Genomic DNA, 16,264 nt, shown 5'->3' with positions numbered 1-16,264 from the left:
TATCGAATACGCTTCATTTAGACGATTGAATTTATTTTTTTATAACTCCTTTATCTTCTTGACACGTCAAAGATGAGAGGAAGGTTAATATTTAAAAGCCTGAATAGATTCTTGTAGGTCAATCGCCATTTTAGCCAGATGAGAAGAGGCTGCTGCAACTTCTTCCATCGCCGCGTTTTGTTCTTCAGATGATGCAGCGACACTTTGCACATTGCCGCTTGATTTCATGGATACCTCGCTAATATAGTCAATTTCTTTCACTAGTTTTTCAATATCTAGATAAATTGCTCGTATAGCTGCCGTGACAGCCTGTGTTTGTGCCTGCACGTCATTTATAGCCTCATCAATTGTTAAGAAATTATCTCTTGCCACATTCACTTTGTCCCTGCCAACCGTTACAGATTCATTACTATTACCCATGTCTTCCTCGATTATTCGAGTGCTTTCTGTAATTTGTGCAACGACTTTTTCTATATCTATAGCAGCTAAATTCGATTCATCTGCTAGTTTTCGAACCTCTTCTGCAACTACTGCAAAGCCCTTACCATGCTCACCGCTTCGTGCTGCTTCTATAGAGGCATTGATGGCTAATAAATTCGTTTGCGTGGCAATATTTTTAATAACATTCACCGCTGAAACAATCGCTGCCGTATTTTCATCTAAATCATTAACGCGTGTGCTTAGCTCTGCCGTATTATCTGAAATCTCATTCATTTGTTCAATAACATCCTGTACAGAGGAACGCCCTGAACTCGCCATGCTTTTCGTTTCCACCGTGGCACTATTAACATTATCAATACTTGAAGAAATCTCATTCATTTTTTTCAAGATATGTGAGGATAAATTTCGAACATCACTTGTTAGAGAGTCCTGCTGTTCAATCCCCTGTGCAATATCTTGAATGGATTCTGTCACCACTTCAGTCGCCTGCGTTACCTCAATACTGCTTGCTGTCAATTGCTCAGAGGTTGCTGCTACTTGTTCAGAGGATTGTCCAACTTGCTTCATCGTATGTCTCAATTTTTCTGACATTATATTAAAGGAATTCGCCAGTTGAGCAAACTCATCCTTTGTTTTAAATTGAAGGTGTGTTTGTAAATCACCATTTGAAAACTTATCCATTTCCACAACGGTTTGTTGAATATTTTTTGCAACCCTTCTGCCAAATACAGTTGCAATAATAATACTGATAAGCAGTGATATAATTGCCAATGCAGCAATTTCTTTACCACTTCTGTCTCCACCTTGCCTTGTTACCTCTATAAGGTTCTGCATATCTTTTTGCTGCGCTGTTGCCATTGTTTTTCCAAAGACAACTAATTTTTGCGAGCCTTCTCCTAATATTGGTAACGCAAGCTGCTGTGCTTGTTGATGCTCACCATTTTGAAATAGTGGGACTATTTTTTCATCAATTGGCTTTTCCCATTCATCTAATTGCTTTAAAAACTGTTCGAAGTCTGCATTTTTATAGCCAAGTTCTTCAATACGACGAATGGATTTATGTAAGGTATCACGAATTTCAAAATGATTGTTAAGCATTTCTTCCTTTCCATACAGCATATAGCCTCTTATGGCTGCGTTTGCTCGAACTGTTTGAAATGAAATATCCTGATATAAATCGATCAGTTCTGTTTTTTCTTGAATCTCTTTAAGCGTGTGTCGATTTTCATTTAAATAGTACATAGAAATACCTGTAATTAATAATAGAAAAATCAACACTAGCCCAAAAGCAAACTGCAATTTTCTTTCTACCGTTATCTTCATAAAGCTCCCTCTATTCTGCTATTGTCATAAGCTCTCTTGAGTATAGCCTATCTATAACTATTATCCTAGATGAAGTAAATCGAAAATCTTCATATAAAACTAATTTTTTACAATAAATAAACACATTTTAAAATTTCTTGACTTTTCAACGTTTCAATCAACTACCATGCTAAAAATATTGACTAATGATTTTAGTGCTATGTTTGCGGATAACTAGATAGCAGTGTAATACAAGCTTTTATATTCACATCAAACTATTGTTATATACGGTTTATTACACCAAAGGAATTCCGTGATATTTTAATGGTTTTATTTCCCTTTCCTTGATGGAATGACTTATACTAACGATGACTAGATATGGGAGGTCATCAATATGAGTAAACCAGATTTATATGTGAGCTTAGTAGTTGGTCCAGATTGTGATATAGAATCCATTGCTTTAAGATCTGTCTTGGAGTCATTTGGTGCAAGAGTGACGCTTCACTTAATTGGAAGACCCAATGATTTCATAGATGTACTATCAGGTCAAGATCTTGATCAAAAGCTAGATTATTTAATTCTTAATTTTCATGGTGACGAGGGGCGCTTTTGCATGCCAGAGCTAGGGGAAGATATTTATGAATTAAATGAACCAAGAGGAGCATTTTTTAGTTCACAAGAAGTCTTGCAATATTGTCAACTTCATGATGTGAAGGTGATTGCCTCTGGCTGTACATTAGGTGAAAAGCAATTAGCTTCTGTCTTTTTAGAAAGAGGCTGTCACTCCTATTTAGGTCCAGATGACTACATAGATGGCAATGCAAATTTAATGTTTTTAATTAGGTTTATGTATGAAATTATAGCGCATGGGAAAACACAGCAGGAGGCATATGATATCGCTAAATCTATAGATACAGAAACCTCCATGTATCAGCTTTATTCTTCATAATATCAAAAAATCGTAGCGATAAACAGCTACGATTTTCTTTATTGATGTTTTTTTACCATCGTATCTGTGAAATCCTGAGATTGCCCTCTTGGTATACTTAATGTTTGCCACTGTGAACCAGTTACTTGCTTCGCGATGTAAATAATTTGTCCGACATGCTGAGCATAATGTGACATTTGTCTTTCAATAGCATCAATCACCGAATGCTGCTCCCCCCTGATTGTAATAACTTTCTCTAAATCAGCTTCTGTTAATTGTTCAATGGCATCCAAAAAAACTTGCCATCCCTTTTCCCAGGTTGTCAAGATCTCTTCAACAGTAGTAAGACTGTCTATAAATTCATCGTCTCGATTTCTCGTTGGTTTCTCGCCATCCGTTATTAAAAAATCAGTCCATCTGGATATCATGTTGCCACTAATATGCTTGACTATAACAGCAATGCTATTTGACTCTTCATTAATAGTCCAATGATATTGCTCATAATTTAACTGAGAAAGTGTTTTGTCCCCTTGCTCTTTGAGATTTTTAAACCTTTTACTAATCACATCTAAATAGATTTGTTCGAAGTTCATAAATATTCTCCCTTCTTCAAATGATGTCTATACAGTCAAGATTTAATGCAATTTTGTGTGACATCCAACAATCAGAGTACTCTGTCCCAATTTCATGTTCTTGAAGACAAATACGATTCATTCCATCAAGCCCATCGTATCCACAGCAGCCATTTAATCTTCTTTCATTAGAATGATAGTTACTATTTATTAAATCTTCCTTATGAATCAATATGATGGATTCTTGTTGATCCATAAACACACCATCACTTTTTACATAATATCCTTTTGGTACATAATTCTGTGCATCATTATTATTCAATAATTTATTATTCGTCAACTCCTTCAAACTTCTAGTTACTTCCATTCCACATGCTTTACACTTAGCTATCAACAACGAACCTCCCTATTTCTTGAAGTTAGCTATATTTTACAATATTTAACACGAAGAAAATAGACTTTTTTACATAAATTAAGTTGACTAATTACGACCAAGTATAATTAGATAGCCGACTTGAAAAACATAACCATTAATAGATCCATAAACGAAGCTCAACTATAAAAGATTATTTTTCTCCATAAAAAAAACCATCTCTTCATGTCGAGACGGTTTCCTTCTAGTTATTATAAATTTTCATCAATATATGTTTCGATATCAGACGCCATTGTATCGATGGGTACATCCTCAATATTTTTGGCATATCCAGTATACATTTTTACTAAAACCCCGTCTTTATCCACTAAGAAAAATTGATTACCATGAATCACTTGATCGGAATTAGGATCATCCTTTACCATAATTTTAGTTGATTTTACTGCGAATTGTTCAATATATTTTTGTGAATAACCAGTAAGGAGATTCCACTTTGACTCATCAGGTACATTATATTTGCTTAGATAATCTGCAAGTACCTCTGGCTTATCAACATCAGGATCCACTGAAAACGCAACAATCTGATAATCTTCCACACCTTTTTTCTTCAGCTTTTCTTGAACCTGCGCCATATTAAAGGACATTGGCGGACAAATAGAAGTACAATTAGTGAAAATATACATCCCAATCCATGGTTTTCCTTTTAAACTCTTTAAAGAAACAGCTTCACCACGTTGGTTGACATGGTCAAAATCTGGCAGTGCTAAGTCATAATCTGCCTTAAATTTTGCATTTCCACATGCACTAAGTACAGTTGTTAGTATCAAAAGTAGTATAAATCCAATTATTTTATTTTTCATCTTAACACGCTCCCTACCTACATTACCCTCATCCTATCGTATGATCATAACGTTGACAAGGACTCCCAAGTGACAGCTTTCGGACATCTTTGTGAAATAGATTTCACTTTAAGGAAATAAGTGCATCATGAATCGCATCCAGCTTTACCTCTACTCGGTGCAACAAATAAAACGACACCATAATCGGAAAGCCTATATCCGATATCATGTTTAACCACTGCTCCATTTTTAAATTCCTCCTTCACAAATTAAAATTGAGTATTCTCCTGTTAAAAAAGGTCTTTGTAGTATAATCCCACAAAGACCTTTTCTTCATTATGCCATCACTAATTCAAGTTCCGTCACTTGGCGATCAATGATACGTGCTCCTTTTATGCTAACTAGAGTACCCGCTTGTCCTTCAAAAACATTTTTAGCGATAATCGTCTGCATAACTTGTTGAATCTCCGCAGTTGTAATTGTTGGCTTCGGTGCATCAATCGTAAGCACAGTTGTCTTCCCAATGGCTGTTTCAAATTGCAGTTCTAAAACTTGTGTCATCTTTTTTCCCTCCTTAGGATAAATCTGTTGTTTCTACTTTGGAAATGCTGTCCAATGGATGTGTAGATAGACTTGCAATGGCATTCGCCACGGCTAATAAATCCACTGTTGAATGCGAACCATTTACATTTCGGTATGTCTTCGTTGCGAACTTTGGCTCGTTTTGTGCATTGTAGCCAGTAACATACTTTAAACGAAGTGTTGCATTAACAAAATTTACGCTTGTCATAGATGTCACCCCCTTTCTTACACAATATATACGGACTTATTGCTAAAAGAGGGACATTAAGGATGAATTTTTTTTTACTAGCTTTTATAATAGAGTGAGAGAAAGCAAAGAGGTGAACGATTTGTTAACAGGCTGGTTTTTATGGTTTATCTTGTTTTGGGTAGTCGTATTGATTACCTTTATGGGGATAGGTGGATTTTTTATGTTCCGCAAGTTTTTAAAGGCTTTACCAAAGCAGGATGGTAAATCGGATTTAGATTGGCAAGAGTTTTATTTAGATAAAACCATTCATTTATGGGGACAACCTGAGAAAGAGCTTTTATATGAACTTGTTAGCCCTGTCCCTGAGCTGTTTAGACAAGTAGCAAAGGAGAAAATTGCAGGGAAAATTGGCGAGCTCGCTTTAGAGGAAAAAGCGCCTGCCATTAACAATGACTTAATTATTCGTGGTTATATTCAAGCAACCCCTAAGCGTGATCATAAATTTTTACGCAAAAAATTAGCGGAAATGAAAATTGACATTACCCCCTATGAACATCTATTTGATTAATGGTACGCTGCACAATGATTTTGTGCAGCGTTTTTCTACGAAAATAAATAATCACTTGACTTATGAATATTCTTAAAAAATAAATGGTGATTCTGTATGTAGTTTAATAAATGCCGATAGGAAAGCGACGGTCCTGTTCGGAGATAACTTTGATTAAAGGCTCTCTATTGGAAAGACAATTGGTACTTTTCTATAAGCTTTTATTCATGATGTCAAGGTACAATGGATGATGTATTTATTCATATGGTCTGCGTTCATTTTAAAAGAAAGCATCGTTAAATTTTTTTGTTCAAAATAGAAAGAAAAATAAAACCAAGCCGCTTTTCACAGAGGGGACTGAAAAAGTCGATTTGCCACAAAAATTGTGATGCAAATCGACTTTTTCAAATTTTCAAATCTAACAAAAGACAAATTTCTAATATAAATAAGTGAATTTTTTAGTTTTTCAGTGCCCTTCTTTTCACACGGCTTGGTTTTTACCATTTCAAACCCATTTCATTAATATTGAAATTGGTCTGTCACATCATATTCATAATTAATAGTCGCTCGTACATTAGTCATTTTAGAGGAAGCTGTTGCTTTGGCATTATATTTGAAATTCCATTTCTGAGCTGCCATTAATTGGTCTTGTAAAGATATTGTATACTGTCCATTTGTTGCGTTTGAAACAATAGCTGTATACCAAACATTTGTCTGTTCTGAACTAATTTTATGCAATATATTTCCTTGACTCGGTGTTTGCGTACTTGATGTCGTGATTGACTTAACAACTGCTTTATCTGGGATTGTTGCATTATTTCTTAAATCCATTGTGATCACAGTAGAGTCTACGCCATTTAGATTTAAACCTGTATTCCCTGAGTTTGTAGCTGTACCAGAAAAATTAAATATACCGCTACCTGATTTGGTACGCTCTAAGATTGAAATTGTAAAATACATATTGCCCGTATAATTTCCTCTACCTACCTTCACGTATACTGTTTGAGCGCTAGCAGCATCTGCCTTTGCAAAAATAAATGGTGTTAATGAAGCAGGATTGACTACAGCAGTTCCTTCATCAATTGGTTGCTGATTAGTATTAAATAATTCAATCTTCATCCCTTGATATTGGCTTTGATAGGAGCTTTTCACATACACTTTTTCACCAGCATTTAGTGTAAATTTAAAATAAGCTGCCTCCTCGTCTTCTGGTAAAATAGTTGTATCTATATTACTATATTTCCAATAACCCACCGAATAAGCAGTGGCAAAACTATTATTTCCTGTAATTGTACCCGCTGCTGATGTAGTTGTAGCTAAGGACAAGACAACAAACAAAGCTACGGTGAATCCTAGTAAATGCTTTGATATATTTTTCAACATAACAAATCCTCCTTTTGTTATTTTACCTATTATTTTCATATAAATTGAATTTTATGTAAAGTTTATTTTTGAAAAAGGTTAATAAACCCATTATTTATTTTTATATCCAGCCGATACTAACACTATAAAATAAAAACAGGAGTGATTTGTATGAAAATAAGTTCAAATCCACCATTTGTCCCAACAAATACGGCTACTAAAACAACTCCAATTGAAAAAGATACAACGGTTATTCAAAGCCGAAATGAGTATGAAAGCGAGTCAGATAGACGTAGACAATTACACACAGAACATTATCAAAAAGTAACGGAGCAAAATAAAATGTTTCAAGATCCCAAACAACATATCATGGATAAGTATCATAATCCTCTCTCATCTTACTTTAGACATGACTTGACTGCTCAAGAAAGGGATATTGCTTCTAGTACCGAATTGACTTGGCTAAGGGCTGGTAAGGCAAATATGTCACACCTTGATGCAATCTTTCGTGACAAGCCACCCATTTATGACGATGTTGAGGTAGCGACCAAAAAAGCATTTAATCGCCAACAAATAAATGGGCAATTCCAACAACTATTGAGTCAGTATCAACTGACGATACCTAAAGATGCAAAATTAACATTTACCATTGACCCTAACACTTATAAATTGGGTGTTAGCGGGACAAAGGATTCAGAATTTGCTCGATTATTAGAAGAAGCACTCAATTCCGCGAACAATGCCAAGCAACTATTTGCCCATATTATCAAAAGCCGTTCCGATGATTCGACACAATTTACACAAAAAAAATATGACAAATATAACCTTGTCCGTGAGATTCAAAATGTGACGGGTTATAATTTGAAAGATTTACAGGTAGTAGATAACAAGTTTGTAACGGAGGATGGAACAGATATTTTTGAAATTTACCAAAACAATTTGAAAAAAAATTCCTATGTATCGGATTGGGAACGAGGAGTACGGAATAGTCATTACGGTTCACAGTTAGCAGACCTTGCTAAACAGGGATTTGACTCGATACCTGATTTAATCTTGTCTATTGACTATGAAAATGGCTCTTTCCATGATGTAGGACAACGCGAAAGCTATGGAACAGGGAGAACAGATTGGATTGAGCAGTTGAGAACACACCGTTTTTCAATTTAGAAAAGAGCATACTTTACTATTAACTGGCAATATATACTGCACTTTATAAGACTTTATTGAGAGGTATTGTTGAAAAATCACGTGATCATGGGGAAAGCATCAGCATCTGAGGTTTTCAAAACTGGATTTTTACCAAAAATATCGTATTTTCACGTATGTCAATCTGAATGATACCATGGCTTTATATGCATCCAAAATTTACTTCAAGGGTGCGGAATATGAGGTGGATTGTAGTGACGAGTTATACAAAGCTATGGAGATGCCATAACCAATCTAATGACAATCGTTCTTAGTTGCACCATGAAAATAAAATTATTGGGAGGATTTTATGGACATTAATGATCTCAGTACATTTAATACTATTACAAATCGCAAAATGAATAATGTAGTTACTGTTCCAATAAAAACCTCTTTATTTGCAACCGTATTTAATGACTTTTTGAAAGAAAAATCATTAGCAATAACTAATCCTAGCGATTTGAAGTCTTCATTGGAATTAGATCTTCTGGAAGACAAAGTTAATCAAACAGTTGAGCTTGAAGACAAGTATTGCTCGCTATGTGGTTCTATGATTGAAAATGATGGTAGTTGTCCGTTATGTATTGTGCCAATATTTATAACAGGTAACAGCAATCAATCATTTCAAAACCAAAATGTTTCACAAGTAAATAATTCTCATGTAGAGTTTGGAAGTAGAGTACACCACCTTATAGAAAGTAAAGAAAAATCAATAATTTCATATGATACCAATTTGAAATTTATGAAAAAAGCACCTATTTAGTTGAATGGGTGCTTCTTTATGTCATTATTCAGTTCCAAACAATGTCTGTATAATTACTTACTTACTTCACCAAGCTCTAAATCTTGAATTGATTCTTCAAGACTTGTACGTTCTACAGGTGTTAGTTTGGTATAATCATTATCCCAAGCAAGTACAAGACGTTATATTATATAATATGTTAAATCTTGTTCGGATTCAGGTAATAAATTGAACATTTCTACTAGGCCGTGTCTAAAAATTAAAAAATCGGGTGCTACATATAAACTTTTTGTCCAATTATTCGTGATAAAACATTTTTAAAGCATAAAATATTCAAGTACTTGACGGAGGTTTATTGGTTGAGCTGATTGATACAATTTAGATTCATGAGAACAATGAAATTGCGATTCAGTTCAATTTTACTGACCAACATCAATCTTCCATCATGTATCGCCCAAACTGAAATATAGTTGAAAACCGTATCTGCAATTGCGTCGTATCTTGTTCTAGTAATAACTCTATACAATTATGATGTATACGAAAAGGATTGGATGCTGGTTCTATAATCATCCATCCAATGTCATCTAAAGTATCTCGCAAAGCCATAAGTCGTTGTAAAGTCATTTTCTATCCCTCACAAACGCAAATCTTCTATCACAACTGGCACATCTAATTTTTCAAGAAAAGCCAAACACGTATCAAAATAAGGCTGGTCTTTTGCTTCCTTTTCCAAGTAATCACCGCCAAACGTATGCGAGTCCATCAACGTATCGAGCACTTGTAAAAAGAGTTCCTTTTGTTCATGTACTGACTGGGTGGATAGTTTCGGTAATGCTTTAATCAGTACCAATTCATCTTTATAATCTAGGAAAGTGGGTTTGGTTTTCAAAAAAGCAGCCAATTCCGCTAAAGTCATCTAAACATTCACCTCTTTTTTCTAGTTCACGACAAACTTGAACTTTTCTCCCTTGGCTTTTGTCGTGGCTGTTAAGAATGGATTCTAACAGCCCTAATATGTTTCATAAACCAGTTTGCTGTCTATATTGAATTTCTCATCAAAAGATACATAAATATAAAGTTGTCCCGCTGGAGAGTCACCTACATCATAGCCTAATTGTATTGTTGTATCATCTGTGTTAAAAATCAATTCAACTAATAGTAAATTGCTTTTATCTTCCTCAGCATGTATTTCAGTAATCAAGTCTAGCGCACTGCTGTTTAGTGTATCCAAGTGATTCCACACTTTTTTGATAGTGGGCGATAACCGTTTAATCATTGCTTCTGTTCTTGCTGTCGTTTGAACAAAAATTTCCTGTTCCTTATAACTCCATGTCGACCGATAAAAAGTTGCCCCATTATCATATTGAAACGTTCCAACACCTTGAATAACGTACATTGGCTCCATCATTAGATTGTCAGCGTAATTCAACTCTTCTAGCAATAGATTATATGTCGTATCTAACTGAGTTAGTTTATTTTCTGAACAATATAGCTCGACCAATTGCACATTATGGCGAATATCTAGCTCTGTAATATGATTGTTGAAACATCTTAATCGTTGCAACATTGGATTTTGACTGACATCCAAATAGTTAAGGTGGTTATGATTGCAACGAACACTCTCTAATTTTAGACAACTCGTTATATCTAAAAGAAGTAAATAATTGTTTCCACAGTCAAGGTGGGTGAGCTCGGCATGATGCTCTAAATGTAGTGTTAATAAAGAATTATACCCACAGTTTAGTTCTTGCAGATGGTGATTTTGCTCCAAATGCAACGCCGAAAGCATATTCTGATAACACACCAAAGAAACAAGTTTGACATTGTGACTGACATCCAACTCTCGCATTCGGTTAAAGCCACAATCGACCTTTTCCAAGAAAGAATTGTTCATCAAATTCAAAGACGTGATTTGGTTTACAGTACAATTTAGTATTTTCAAGAGAGGGTTATAGCTTACATCTAGTTGCGTTAGCTCATTATTTCTACAAGACAATTCTTCTAATTTTGACTGATTACTTATATCTAGTGACGTTATTTTGTTTGTACAACAAATAAGAGTTTGCAAATGATAGTTATAACGAGTATCCAGTTCAGTTAAATCATTGAATGCACAATCTAGTTCTTTGAGCGCTATAAAATGCTCAATACCTTGTAGACTAGTGTAATTGCGATTCCTCAGTTGTAAGGATTCAATTTGATTCACATCGCTAAATAAAATAGTTTTACGATTGTTACAAAACGTTTCAAGTACATACGTTTTAAAGTTCTCATCAATGAAATCTTGTGTTATATCCATTATAAAAAATCTCCACTTCCTGCTCACAACAATCACAAGCAACGATTTCGCCTGTTTCAAAAATGTTGGCTTGGATTGGGTTGGGCATATATTTAAATGTTGGTAATGGTGTTTTCATCTCAACTTCTTCCTGAATAATACATATTGCCATCTATGATTATCAATGGTAAGAAAGCTACTAAATGAAATATGTCTCAAATTCCCCTATATATACTAAGCCATTGTACAGTTTATTTTTATTAATCATTGTAAGCTACGAATAAATATAATGAAATATTGCACTCACCTTTGCTAGTCCTTTTTCCATACAAATATCTCGTATGACGAACAATGTTTCCTGTCGAAAAGATAAAATCTTTTTATACCCAAACACTTCATCATATCAATTTTTACATGCCTCGTTTTCATCTATAATCCTCATATTCCCACTGAAAAAATCGTTGCAAACATATACACGATTCTTCCCAAGTCTGCTTGGAACAGTTTTGCACAATTTCTTGGATGGCTTCTCTTAATTTTTTAATATCAAACTCATCTATAATTAATGTTCTATTTCTTGCAATGACAAATTCATGTTGGCGACTTCTCAATGCCTCTGGAGTAGCTACCTTAACGTAAAACATATTGGAAGCTGTCTCGCCTTTTAGTCCAATCTCCAAATCCAAAGAAAAGAAAACTTGCTCCAAACTATCAGGACGCCACTTGTCAATAGAGGCAAAATTTGATGAGGAAAAATCTCTTAATTCTAGCTCAACCACTTTATTGCCTTCCTCTATATCGTAACCTTCATACTCCCATTGAACCAATCTTCTCAAGTAACTATATGATTCTTCCTTTGATGATTTAGAACAAATTTGCAATATTTCTTTAATGGTATCATTGATCTTTTTGAAATCAAATTCATCAATAACTAAAATTCTCTTTATCATATAATGATTATATTGACGAAAACTATTTCTCAATGCCTCAGGGGTAGCAACCATTACAACATTCTGACCTATAATAGAGCGTGCTTCGCCTACAAATCCAAGCTCCAATGCCACTTGAAAGAAAACTTGCTCCAAACTATCAGGATATTCAATAAAACCTTGTAAATGTAAATTTTTTAATTCCCATTTAACCAACGCATTCCCCCCTATTTTTGCGATAACCCACTTGTAGAATACTAGCAATATATTCCCTGCTCAAAGGATAGACACGACATTTTATCTTCTAAAAATCAACCTCTTTCGCATGTCCATAAATCACAAAAAAACTGTCCTTCTCAACAAAAGGAATGGAGATCGATTCAAGCAAAGCTCGTAATTCTTCTGAGCAATCTTCAATGATTGGCGTAACTAGACGCCCCCTATATTGTCATTTAGAACTTTTTGATTTTCCAACTCTCTTTAATCTAAATCAGAATAAACAATGTATTGCTGGCATTCTAAGCATTGGAACAAATAGCCTTGATGTGAACCATTATTGCGTAAAGTAGCAGCTAACTCTTCATTTGTATCACCATCAAAATGCGCCAACTTCTCCGTAACACCCATTTCCACAAGCTCATCCCACCCGACATAGCCAATAAACGCACAGTAATCCGTACAATGGGCTACCCAATTATTGCCTTGCCAACTAGCATAACCTGGTGTTCGATGTAATATCTCATCCGTGTAGGTCTCATTGTTAACAAGCTCTGAATTGAGCAAATCTTGCTGAAACTCGCCATCGAATTTTTCGGCAGCCTGCCCGCTATGAATACAGCTTGGGCAAAGATACTCTACTTCTGTCACCGCATAAATTCCACCTGTATAATAAATCTCCACTTCCTGCTCACAGCAATCACAAACAACGATTTCGCCTGTTTCAAAAATGTTGGCTTGGATTGGGTTTGGCATATATTTAAATGTTGGTAATGGTGTTTTCATCTGAACTTTTTCCTGAATAAGACATGGTAATAAAGGCTTTACATTTTGTGGATTGTCCATCCAATAGAGAATTGTACTGTATTTTTTCTTGTCTTTTTTACTGTGCATGTCCATAACAGATATAAAAATTTTGTATGCCTCATCATACATGTGCAACATACAGAAGATTTCGACAAGCAAGCGTAAATTTATCTCTGTTGGTTCTGCTTGTTGAACTTGCTCCTTTAATTCATGCATGGCATTAATTGCTTTGGCATTCTTCACATCAAATGCTTTTCTTTGTACTCGCCACTGTGCCATAAGATTTTCTGTCATTTCTCCATCCACCTCTCGACATATGATTTAATGATTTATCAAACCATTGCAAAAATACTTCTTTGTTGCTCGGATTTTTCTCTTTATCAAAAACCATTAAATCATAACTCACAATTCCCACCTCGATAAGAATATACGTTCTGTTTCGAGAATAACATACAAGTAACTTTTTTGAAAACTCATTTTTTATCTACGGTCAACAAAATTAACTAGTTTTCCACTCAAACATAAAAAGGTGTCTGGAAAATGGCACGTATACCAGACACTTCGTTGATTAAATGCTGTACAATGATGAAGCAATCTCTTTCCATTATACAGTGTATTGAAAAGGACGTTTCATCTATGCTTTACTTGCAATTATTAATATTCATTTTGTAACAAACTTCTCTCTATGCGAAGAATTCATATATTGTATTATTTGAAGGAATCGAGGAAAAAACGATGATTACAAAAGAAAAAAGGTTTCTTAGACTTCACCTATAAAGATTAGTGGAGCTATCCATCACTTTTGATGTTCTATCCTATGTATCGGTAGTGCTATCAAACATTTCAATGATTCTATCCGTCCCCCAAAAACGATAAAAAGCCTGCACTAAACACTAGTGTAGGCTTTCCATTACAAATTTTTAAAAGGAATGGTTTTTTTAACTTTGATAAATTGAACAAGCATGGCAATTCGCCAAGGAACTAACATAGCAAAGGCCAAAATCCAAAACATTCCTGCTAGCTCACCAACATCAATGGAGCTACTTAATATCATTTTCGCCACAACTCGGAACACTAATAGCCCAATTAAAATAAAAACGAAGGCTTTTGAACGTTTTAAATAAATATCTTGTCCCTTTACTTCAAATTTTGAAGTGGCGATTAGTATTGTTGAGAACACCATCCCGACTGCTGATGCCTCTAAAATTTGCATAGGCGGCACACGGAATTGTTCAAATAAAAACATTAACGCACCTGAAGACATTGCGATAGGTGGAATGATAATTTTCTTCTCATTTGTTGGTTTTTTGGATGCTCTCATACGTATTACCATGACAAAGCTACCCATTAAAATGGCCATTATGGTCGAACCTATAACATAATAGTGAGAAGGGATATTGCTTAACATAAAAAATCCTCCTCTAATGTCAATTTAACAATTTTGTCCAAGCAATTGATCTACTACAGCTTTCAATCTTTCTGGCTCAAATGGTTTTGTAATAAAATCTTTCGCACCACTTTCAATCGCTTCCACAATTAACTTTTGTTGACCTAAAGCAGTAATCATAATTATTTTTGCATTTGGAAATTCAGGGATGATTTTTTTTACTGCCGCAATACCTGTCATAACGGGCATCGTTACATCCATCGTGACAAGATCTGGTTGCAACTCTCGATACATCGCTACAGCTTCCTTACCATTGGCTGCCTTACCGACTACCTCATAACCCCACTCGGTAAACATATTACTTATTGCAACACGCATAAATAGCGTATCATCCACTACCAAAACTGTAGGCATCTGTTCATCTCCCTCCACGTTAAAGTACGGTATGCCTCTTTAGTTTAGCAGATTAGAAGCCTGTAAATCCACCGAAAATAGGCTGTAACAAGCGTGTAATATACGTTAACCCATCAAAGAATAACAATATTCCAACGGCAATCATTATATAACCACCGATTTTAACTATTTTTTGACTGTGTGTACGAATCCAAGTCATACGTGAAATAAAGAACGATAACACGAAGAATGGAATCGCAAAGCCTAAATAATAAGCAAGCATATAGCTAAAGCCTGCACCAGGGTTTGTACTAGCTAACATAATAATCGACGCTAAAATTGGACCTGTACATGGTGTCCAGCCAGCCGCAAAGGCTATCCCGATTAGAACAGACCCCAGATAACCAGATGGTCGATTTTTAAATTGGAATTTACGATCCCTCATTAAAAGGTCAATTTGTAGTAAACCTACAATCATTAAACCAAATACGACGATTAAAATAGCACCAACCTGACGTAATAAGGTTTGATAATTAAGGAAGAACTCTGCTGCTAATGATGCTCCTAGTCCTATCATAATAAAGATAATTGAAAATCCTAGTAAAAAGAACAAGGTGTGAAAAACAGCACGTTTTTGCATCATGCCTCGTTCAGATTTTAGCTCATCTAAAGTCATACCCGTTATGTATGATAAAAATGCTGGATACAGTGGAAGGGTACATGGTGATATAAAGCTTAAAAACCCTGCACCGAAAGCTAAAAATACGTTAATATCAGTTCCCATATTTTCTCATTCGCTCCTTACAGTTACTGCCTCCATCGTACCAAAAATCACTGTAAAATGCGCCCTTCCTGATTGTGAACGTTTCATGGCAATAAAGTGTTATAAAAGTGAATTATCCTAATACTCTTACACACAATTTCCCAATCAACCTCAGTAACATAGATGTAAATGTTCGTGTACTTATGCATTATGCCTTCCGCTTGCATAATCTGTCAACAAAATTCGCGTTATTTCTACAAACATAATTTCCCATTTAAAAGAACCATAGCAGCAAGAGCTATGGTCATGTTGTTGAAATACTATTATGTCAACGAAATCAAGGTGACAAATTAAAAAGTATAGCCCTTTTTCAAAACGAGGGGTTGATCTCCGTTCCGACTGAGTGCTTTCCTGGGGGCGTCCGATGA

General features: G+C 35.1%; 22 protein-coding genes and 1 pseudogene. 4 read left to right on the top strand and 19 right to left on the bottom strand.

Annotated features, from left to right (window positions below):
* Positions 1-84 precede the first annotated feature (84 nt).
* Complete coding sequence (locus ACQKIM_RS15905; RefSeq protein ID WP_427545585.1) at positions 85-1,764, bottom strand: methyl-accepting chemotaxis protein; 1,680 nt, start codon at positions 1,762-1,764, stop codon at positions 85-87.
* Between the two features lie 373 nt (positions 1,765-2,137).
* On the opposite strand from ACQKIM_RS15905, the gene ACQKIM_RS15900 reads away from it, so the two are divergent.
* A complete protein-coding gene (locus ACQKIM_RS15900; RefSeq protein ID WP_427545583.1) occupies positions 2,138-2,692 on the top strand; it encodes a delta-aminolevulinic acid dehydratase in 555 nt (184 codons plus the stop codon).
* A gap of 38 nt (positions 2,693-2,730) precedes the next feature.
* Here ACQKIM_RS15900 and ACQKIM_RS15895 read toward each other — a convergent pair whose 3' ends face one another.
* The 6 genes from ACQKIM_RS15895 to ACQKIM_RS15870 all read right to left on the bottom strand — a co-directional run bounded on the left by ACQKIM_RS15895 (position 2,731) and on the right by ACQKIM_RS15870 (position 5,245).
* Positions 2,731-3,264, bottom strand: a complete 534-nt coding sequence (locus ACQKIM_RS15895) for a DUF1572 family protein (protein WP_427545581.1) — start codon at positions 3,262-3,264, stop codon at positions 2,731-2,733.
* 16 nt (positions 3,265-3,280) lie between these two features.
* Complete coding sequence (locus tag ACQKIM_RS15890; RefSeq protein ID WP_427545579.1) at positions 3,281-3,637, bottom strand: hypothetical protein; 357 nt, start codon at positions 3,635-3,637, stop codon at positions 3,281-3,283.
* Between the two features lie 230 nt (positions 3,638-3,867).
* A complete protein-coding gene (locus tag ACQKIM_RS15885) occupies positions 3,868-4,476 on the bottom strand; it encodes an SCO family protein (RefSeq protein ID WP_427545577.1) in 609 nt (202 codons plus the stop codon).
* Positions 4,477-4,579: 103 nt separating this feature from the next.
* Complete coding sequence (locus tag ACQKIM_RS15880) at positions 4,580-4,702, bottom strand: YvrJ family protein (protein ID WP_427545575.1); 123 nt, start codon at positions 4,700-4,702, stop codon at positions 4,580-4,582.
* A gap of 89 nt (positions 4,703-4,791) precedes the next feature.
* The gene (locus ACQKIM_RS15875; RefSeq protein WP_427545573.1) at positions 4,792-5,016 is read right to left on the bottom strand and encodes a DUF2922 domain-containing protein; all 225 of its coding nucleotides are present in this window, start codon (positions 5,014-5,016) and stop codon (positions 4,792-4,794) included.
* A 13-nt stretch (positions 5,017-5,029) separates the two neighbouring features.
* Positions 5,030-5,245: a DUF1659 domain-containing protein gene (locus ACQKIM_RS15870; protein ID WP_427545571.1), complete on the bottom strand. Its 216-nt coding sequence runs from the start codon at positions 5,243-5,245 to the stop codon at positions 5,030-5,032.
* 121 nt (positions 5,246-5,366) lie between these two features.
* On the opposite strand from ACQKIM_RS15870, the gene ACQKIM_RS15865 reads away from it, so the two are divergent.
* On the top strand, positions 5,367-5,795 hold the full coding sequence (locus tag ACQKIM_RS15865; RefSeq protein ID WP_427545569.1) for a DUF2621 domain-containing protein: 429 nt from the start codon (positions 5,367-5,369) through the stop codon (positions 5,793-5,795).
* A 498-nt stretch (positions 5,796-6,293) separates the two neighbouring features.
* Here the strand turns inward: ACQKIM_RS15865 and ACQKIM_RS15860 are convergent, their stop codons facing one another.
* Positions 6,294-7,157: a hypothetical protein gene (locus tag ACQKIM_RS15860; RefSeq protein ID WP_427545567.1), complete on the bottom strand. Its 864-nt coding sequence runs from the start codon at positions 7,155-7,157 to the stop codon at positions 6,294-6,296.
* Positions 7,158-7,307: 150 nt separating this feature from the next.
* Between ACQKIM_RS15860 and ACQKIM_RS15855 the strand changes: the two genes are divergently transcribed.
* The gene (locus ACQKIM_RS15855; RefSeq protein WP_427545565.1) at positions 7,308-8,303 is read left to right on the top strand and encodes a DUF4885 family protein; all 996 of its coding nucleotides are present in this window, start codon (positions 7,308-7,310) and stop codon (positions 8,301-8,303) included.
* Between the two features lie 328 nt (positions 8,304-8,631).
* Positions 8,632-9,084, top strand: coding sequence for a hypothetical protein (locus ACQKIM_RS15850; protein WP_427545563.1), 453 nt, complete (start codon positions 8,632-8,634; stop codon positions 9,082-9,084).
* Positions 9,085-9,495: 411 nt separating this feature from the next.
* On the opposite strand, the gene ACQKIM_RS15845 is transcribed toward ACQKIM_RS15850, so the two are convergent.
* The 11 genes and pseudogenes from ACQKIM_RS15845 to ACQKIM_RS15795 all read right to left on the bottom strand — a co-directional run.
* A complete protein-coding gene (locus ACQKIM_RS15845) occupies positions 9,496-9,687 on the bottom strand; it encodes a hypothetical protein (protein WP_427545561.1) in 192 nt (63 codons plus the stop codon).
* Between the two features lie 10 nt (positions 9,688-9,697).
* Positions 9,698-9,979 carry a hypothetical protein gene (locus ACQKIM_RS15840; RefSeq protein WP_427545559.1) on the bottom strand — a complete coding sequence of 94 codons (282 nt, stop codon included), beginning with the start codon at positions 9,977-9,979 and terminating at the stop codon, positions 9,698-9,700.
* A gap of 93 nt (positions 9,980-10,072) precedes the next feature.
* Positions 10,073-11,362, bottom strand: coding sequence for a leucine-rich repeat domain-containing protein (locus ACQKIM_RS15835; RefSeq protein ID WP_427545557.1), 1,290 nt, complete (start codon positions 11,360-11,362; stop codon positions 10,073-10,075).
* Positions 11,337-11,480 (bottom strand): CbrC family protein, encoded by a 144-nt coding sequence (locus tag ACQKIM_RS15830; RefSeq protein ID WP_427545555.1) that lies wholly within the window; start codon positions 11,478-11,480, stop codon positions 11,337-11,339. Before ACQKIM_RS15830 ends, ACQKIM_RS15835 begins: the two co-directional genes overlap by 26 nt.
* Before the next feature lie 286 nt (positions 11,481-11,766).
* On the bottom strand, positions 11,767-12,486 hold the full coding sequence (locus tag ACQKIM_RS15825; protein ID WP_427545553.1) for an Imm8 family immunity protein: 720 nt from the start codon (positions 12,484-12,486) through the stop codon (positions 11,767-11,769).
* 88 nt (positions 12,487-12,574) lie between these two features.
* Positions 12,575-12,703 (bottom strand): annotated as a pseudogene (locus tag ACQKIM_RS15820) (hypothetical protein); the annotation flags it as partial.
* Positions 12,704-12,750: 47 nt separating this feature from the next.
* Complete coding sequence (locus ACQKIM_RS15815; protein ID WP_427545551.1) at positions 12,751-13,587, bottom strand: CbrC family protein; 837 nt, start codon at positions 13,585-13,587, stop codon at positions 12,751-12,753.
* A 616-nt stretch (positions 13,588-14,203) separates the two neighbouring features.
* Complete coding sequence (locus tag ACQKIM_RS15810; protein ID WP_427545549.1) at positions 14,204-14,701, bottom strand: CcdC family protein; 498 nt, start codon at positions 14,699-14,701, stop codon at positions 14,204-14,206.
* Between the two features lie 24 nt (positions 14,702-14,725).
* A complete protein-coding gene (locus tag ACQKIM_RS15805) occupies positions 14,726-15,094 on the bottom strand; it encodes a response regulator (protein ID WP_427545547.1) in 369 nt (122 codons plus the stop codon).
* Positions 15,095-15,146: 52 nt separating this feature from the next.
* Positions 15,147-15,857 carry a cytochrome c biogenesis CcdA family protein gene (locus ACQKIM_RS15800; protein WP_427545545.1) on the bottom strand — a complete coding sequence of 237 codons (711 nt, stop codon included), beginning with the start codon at positions 15,855-15,857 and terminating at the stop codon, positions 15,147-15,149.
* Between the two features lie 180 nt (positions 15,858-16,037).
* A partial coding sequence (locus ACQKIM_RS15795; protein WP_427545543.1) for a hypothetical protein occupies positions 16,038-16,264 on the bottom strand: 227 nt, incomplete at its 5' end.

Source organism: Lysinibacillus sp. NPDC047702 (assembly GCF_050272555.1).
In the GTDB taxonomy this organism is placed as follows: Bacteria; Bacillota; Bacilli; order Bacillales_A; family Planococcaceae; genus Lysinibacillus.
This window is presented reverse-complemented; position numbering and strand designations above follow the sequence as displayed.

Coding starts and splice junctions, on each gene's coding strand:
- ACQKIM_RS15900 (WP_427545583.1), top strand. CDS start 2,138: ATGAGTAAACCAGATTTATATGTGAGCTTAGTAGTTGGTCCAGATTGT.
- ACQKIM_RS15845 (WP_427545561.1), bottom strand. CDS start 9,687: ATGACTTTACAACGACTTATGGCTTTGCGAGATACTTTAGATGACATT.
- ACQKIM_RS15805 (WP_427545547.1), bottom strand. CDS start 15,094: ATGCCTACAGTTTTGGTAGTGGATGATACGCTATTTATGCGTGTTGCA.
- ACQKIM_RS15835 (WP_427545557.1), bottom strand. CDS start 11,362: ATGGATATAACACAAGATTTCATTGATGAGAACTTTAAAACGTATGTA.
- ACQKIM_RS15895 (WP_427545581.1), bottom strand. CDS start 3,264: ATGAACTTCGAACAAATCTATTTAGATGTGATTAGTAAAAGGTTTAAA.
- ACQKIM_RS15905 (WP_427545585.1), bottom strand. CDS start 1,764: ATGAAGATAACGGTAGAAAGAAAATTGCAGTTTGCTTTTGGGCTAGTG.
- ACQKIM_RS15860 (WP_427545567.1), bottom strand. CDS start 7,157: ATGTTGAAAAATATATCAAAGCATTTACTAGGATTCACCGTAGCTTTG.
- ACQKIM_RS15875 (WP_427545573.1), bottom strand. CDS start 5,016: ATGACACAAGTTTTAGAACTGCAATTTGAAACAGCCATTGGGAAGACA.
- ACQKIM_RS15815 (WP_427545551.1), bottom strand. CDS start 13,587: ATGACAGAAAATCTTATGGCACAGTGGCGAGTACAAAGAAAAGCATTT.
- ACQKIM_RS15885 (WP_427545577.1), bottom strand. CDS start 4,476: ATGAAAAATAAAATAATTGGATTTATACTACTTTTGATACTAACAACT.
- ACQKIM_RS15810 (WP_427545549.1), bottom strand. CDS start 14,701: ATGTTAAGCAATATCCCTTCTCACTATTATGTTATAGGTTCGACCATA.
- ACQKIM_RS15880 (WP_427545575.1), bottom strand. CDS start 4,702: ATGGAGCAGTGGTTAAACATGATATCGGATATAGGCTTTCCGATTATG.
- ACQKIM_RS15855 (WP_427545565.1), top strand. CDS start 7,308: ATGAAAATAAGTTCAAATCCACCATTTGTCCCAACAAATACGGCTACT.
- ACQKIM_RS15870 (WP_427545571.1), bottom strand. CDS start 5,245: ATGACAAGCGTAAATTTTGTTAATGCAACACTTCGTTTAAAGTATGTT.
- ACQKIM_RS15840 (WP_427545559.1), bottom strand. CDS start 9,979: ATGACTTTAGCGGAATTGGCTGCTTTTTTGAAAACCAAACCCACTTTC.
- ACQKIM_RS15830 (WP_427545555.1), bottom strand. CDS start 11,480: ATGAAAACACCATTACCAACATTTAAATATATGCCCAACCCAATCCAA.
- ACQKIM_RS15800 (WP_427545545.1), bottom strand. CDS start 15,857: ATGGGAACTGATATTAACGTATTTTTAGCTTTCGGTGCAGGGTTTTTA.
- ACQKIM_RS15850 (WP_427545563.1), top strand. CDS start 8,632: ATGGACATTAATGATCTCAGTACATTTAATACTATTACAAATCGCAAA.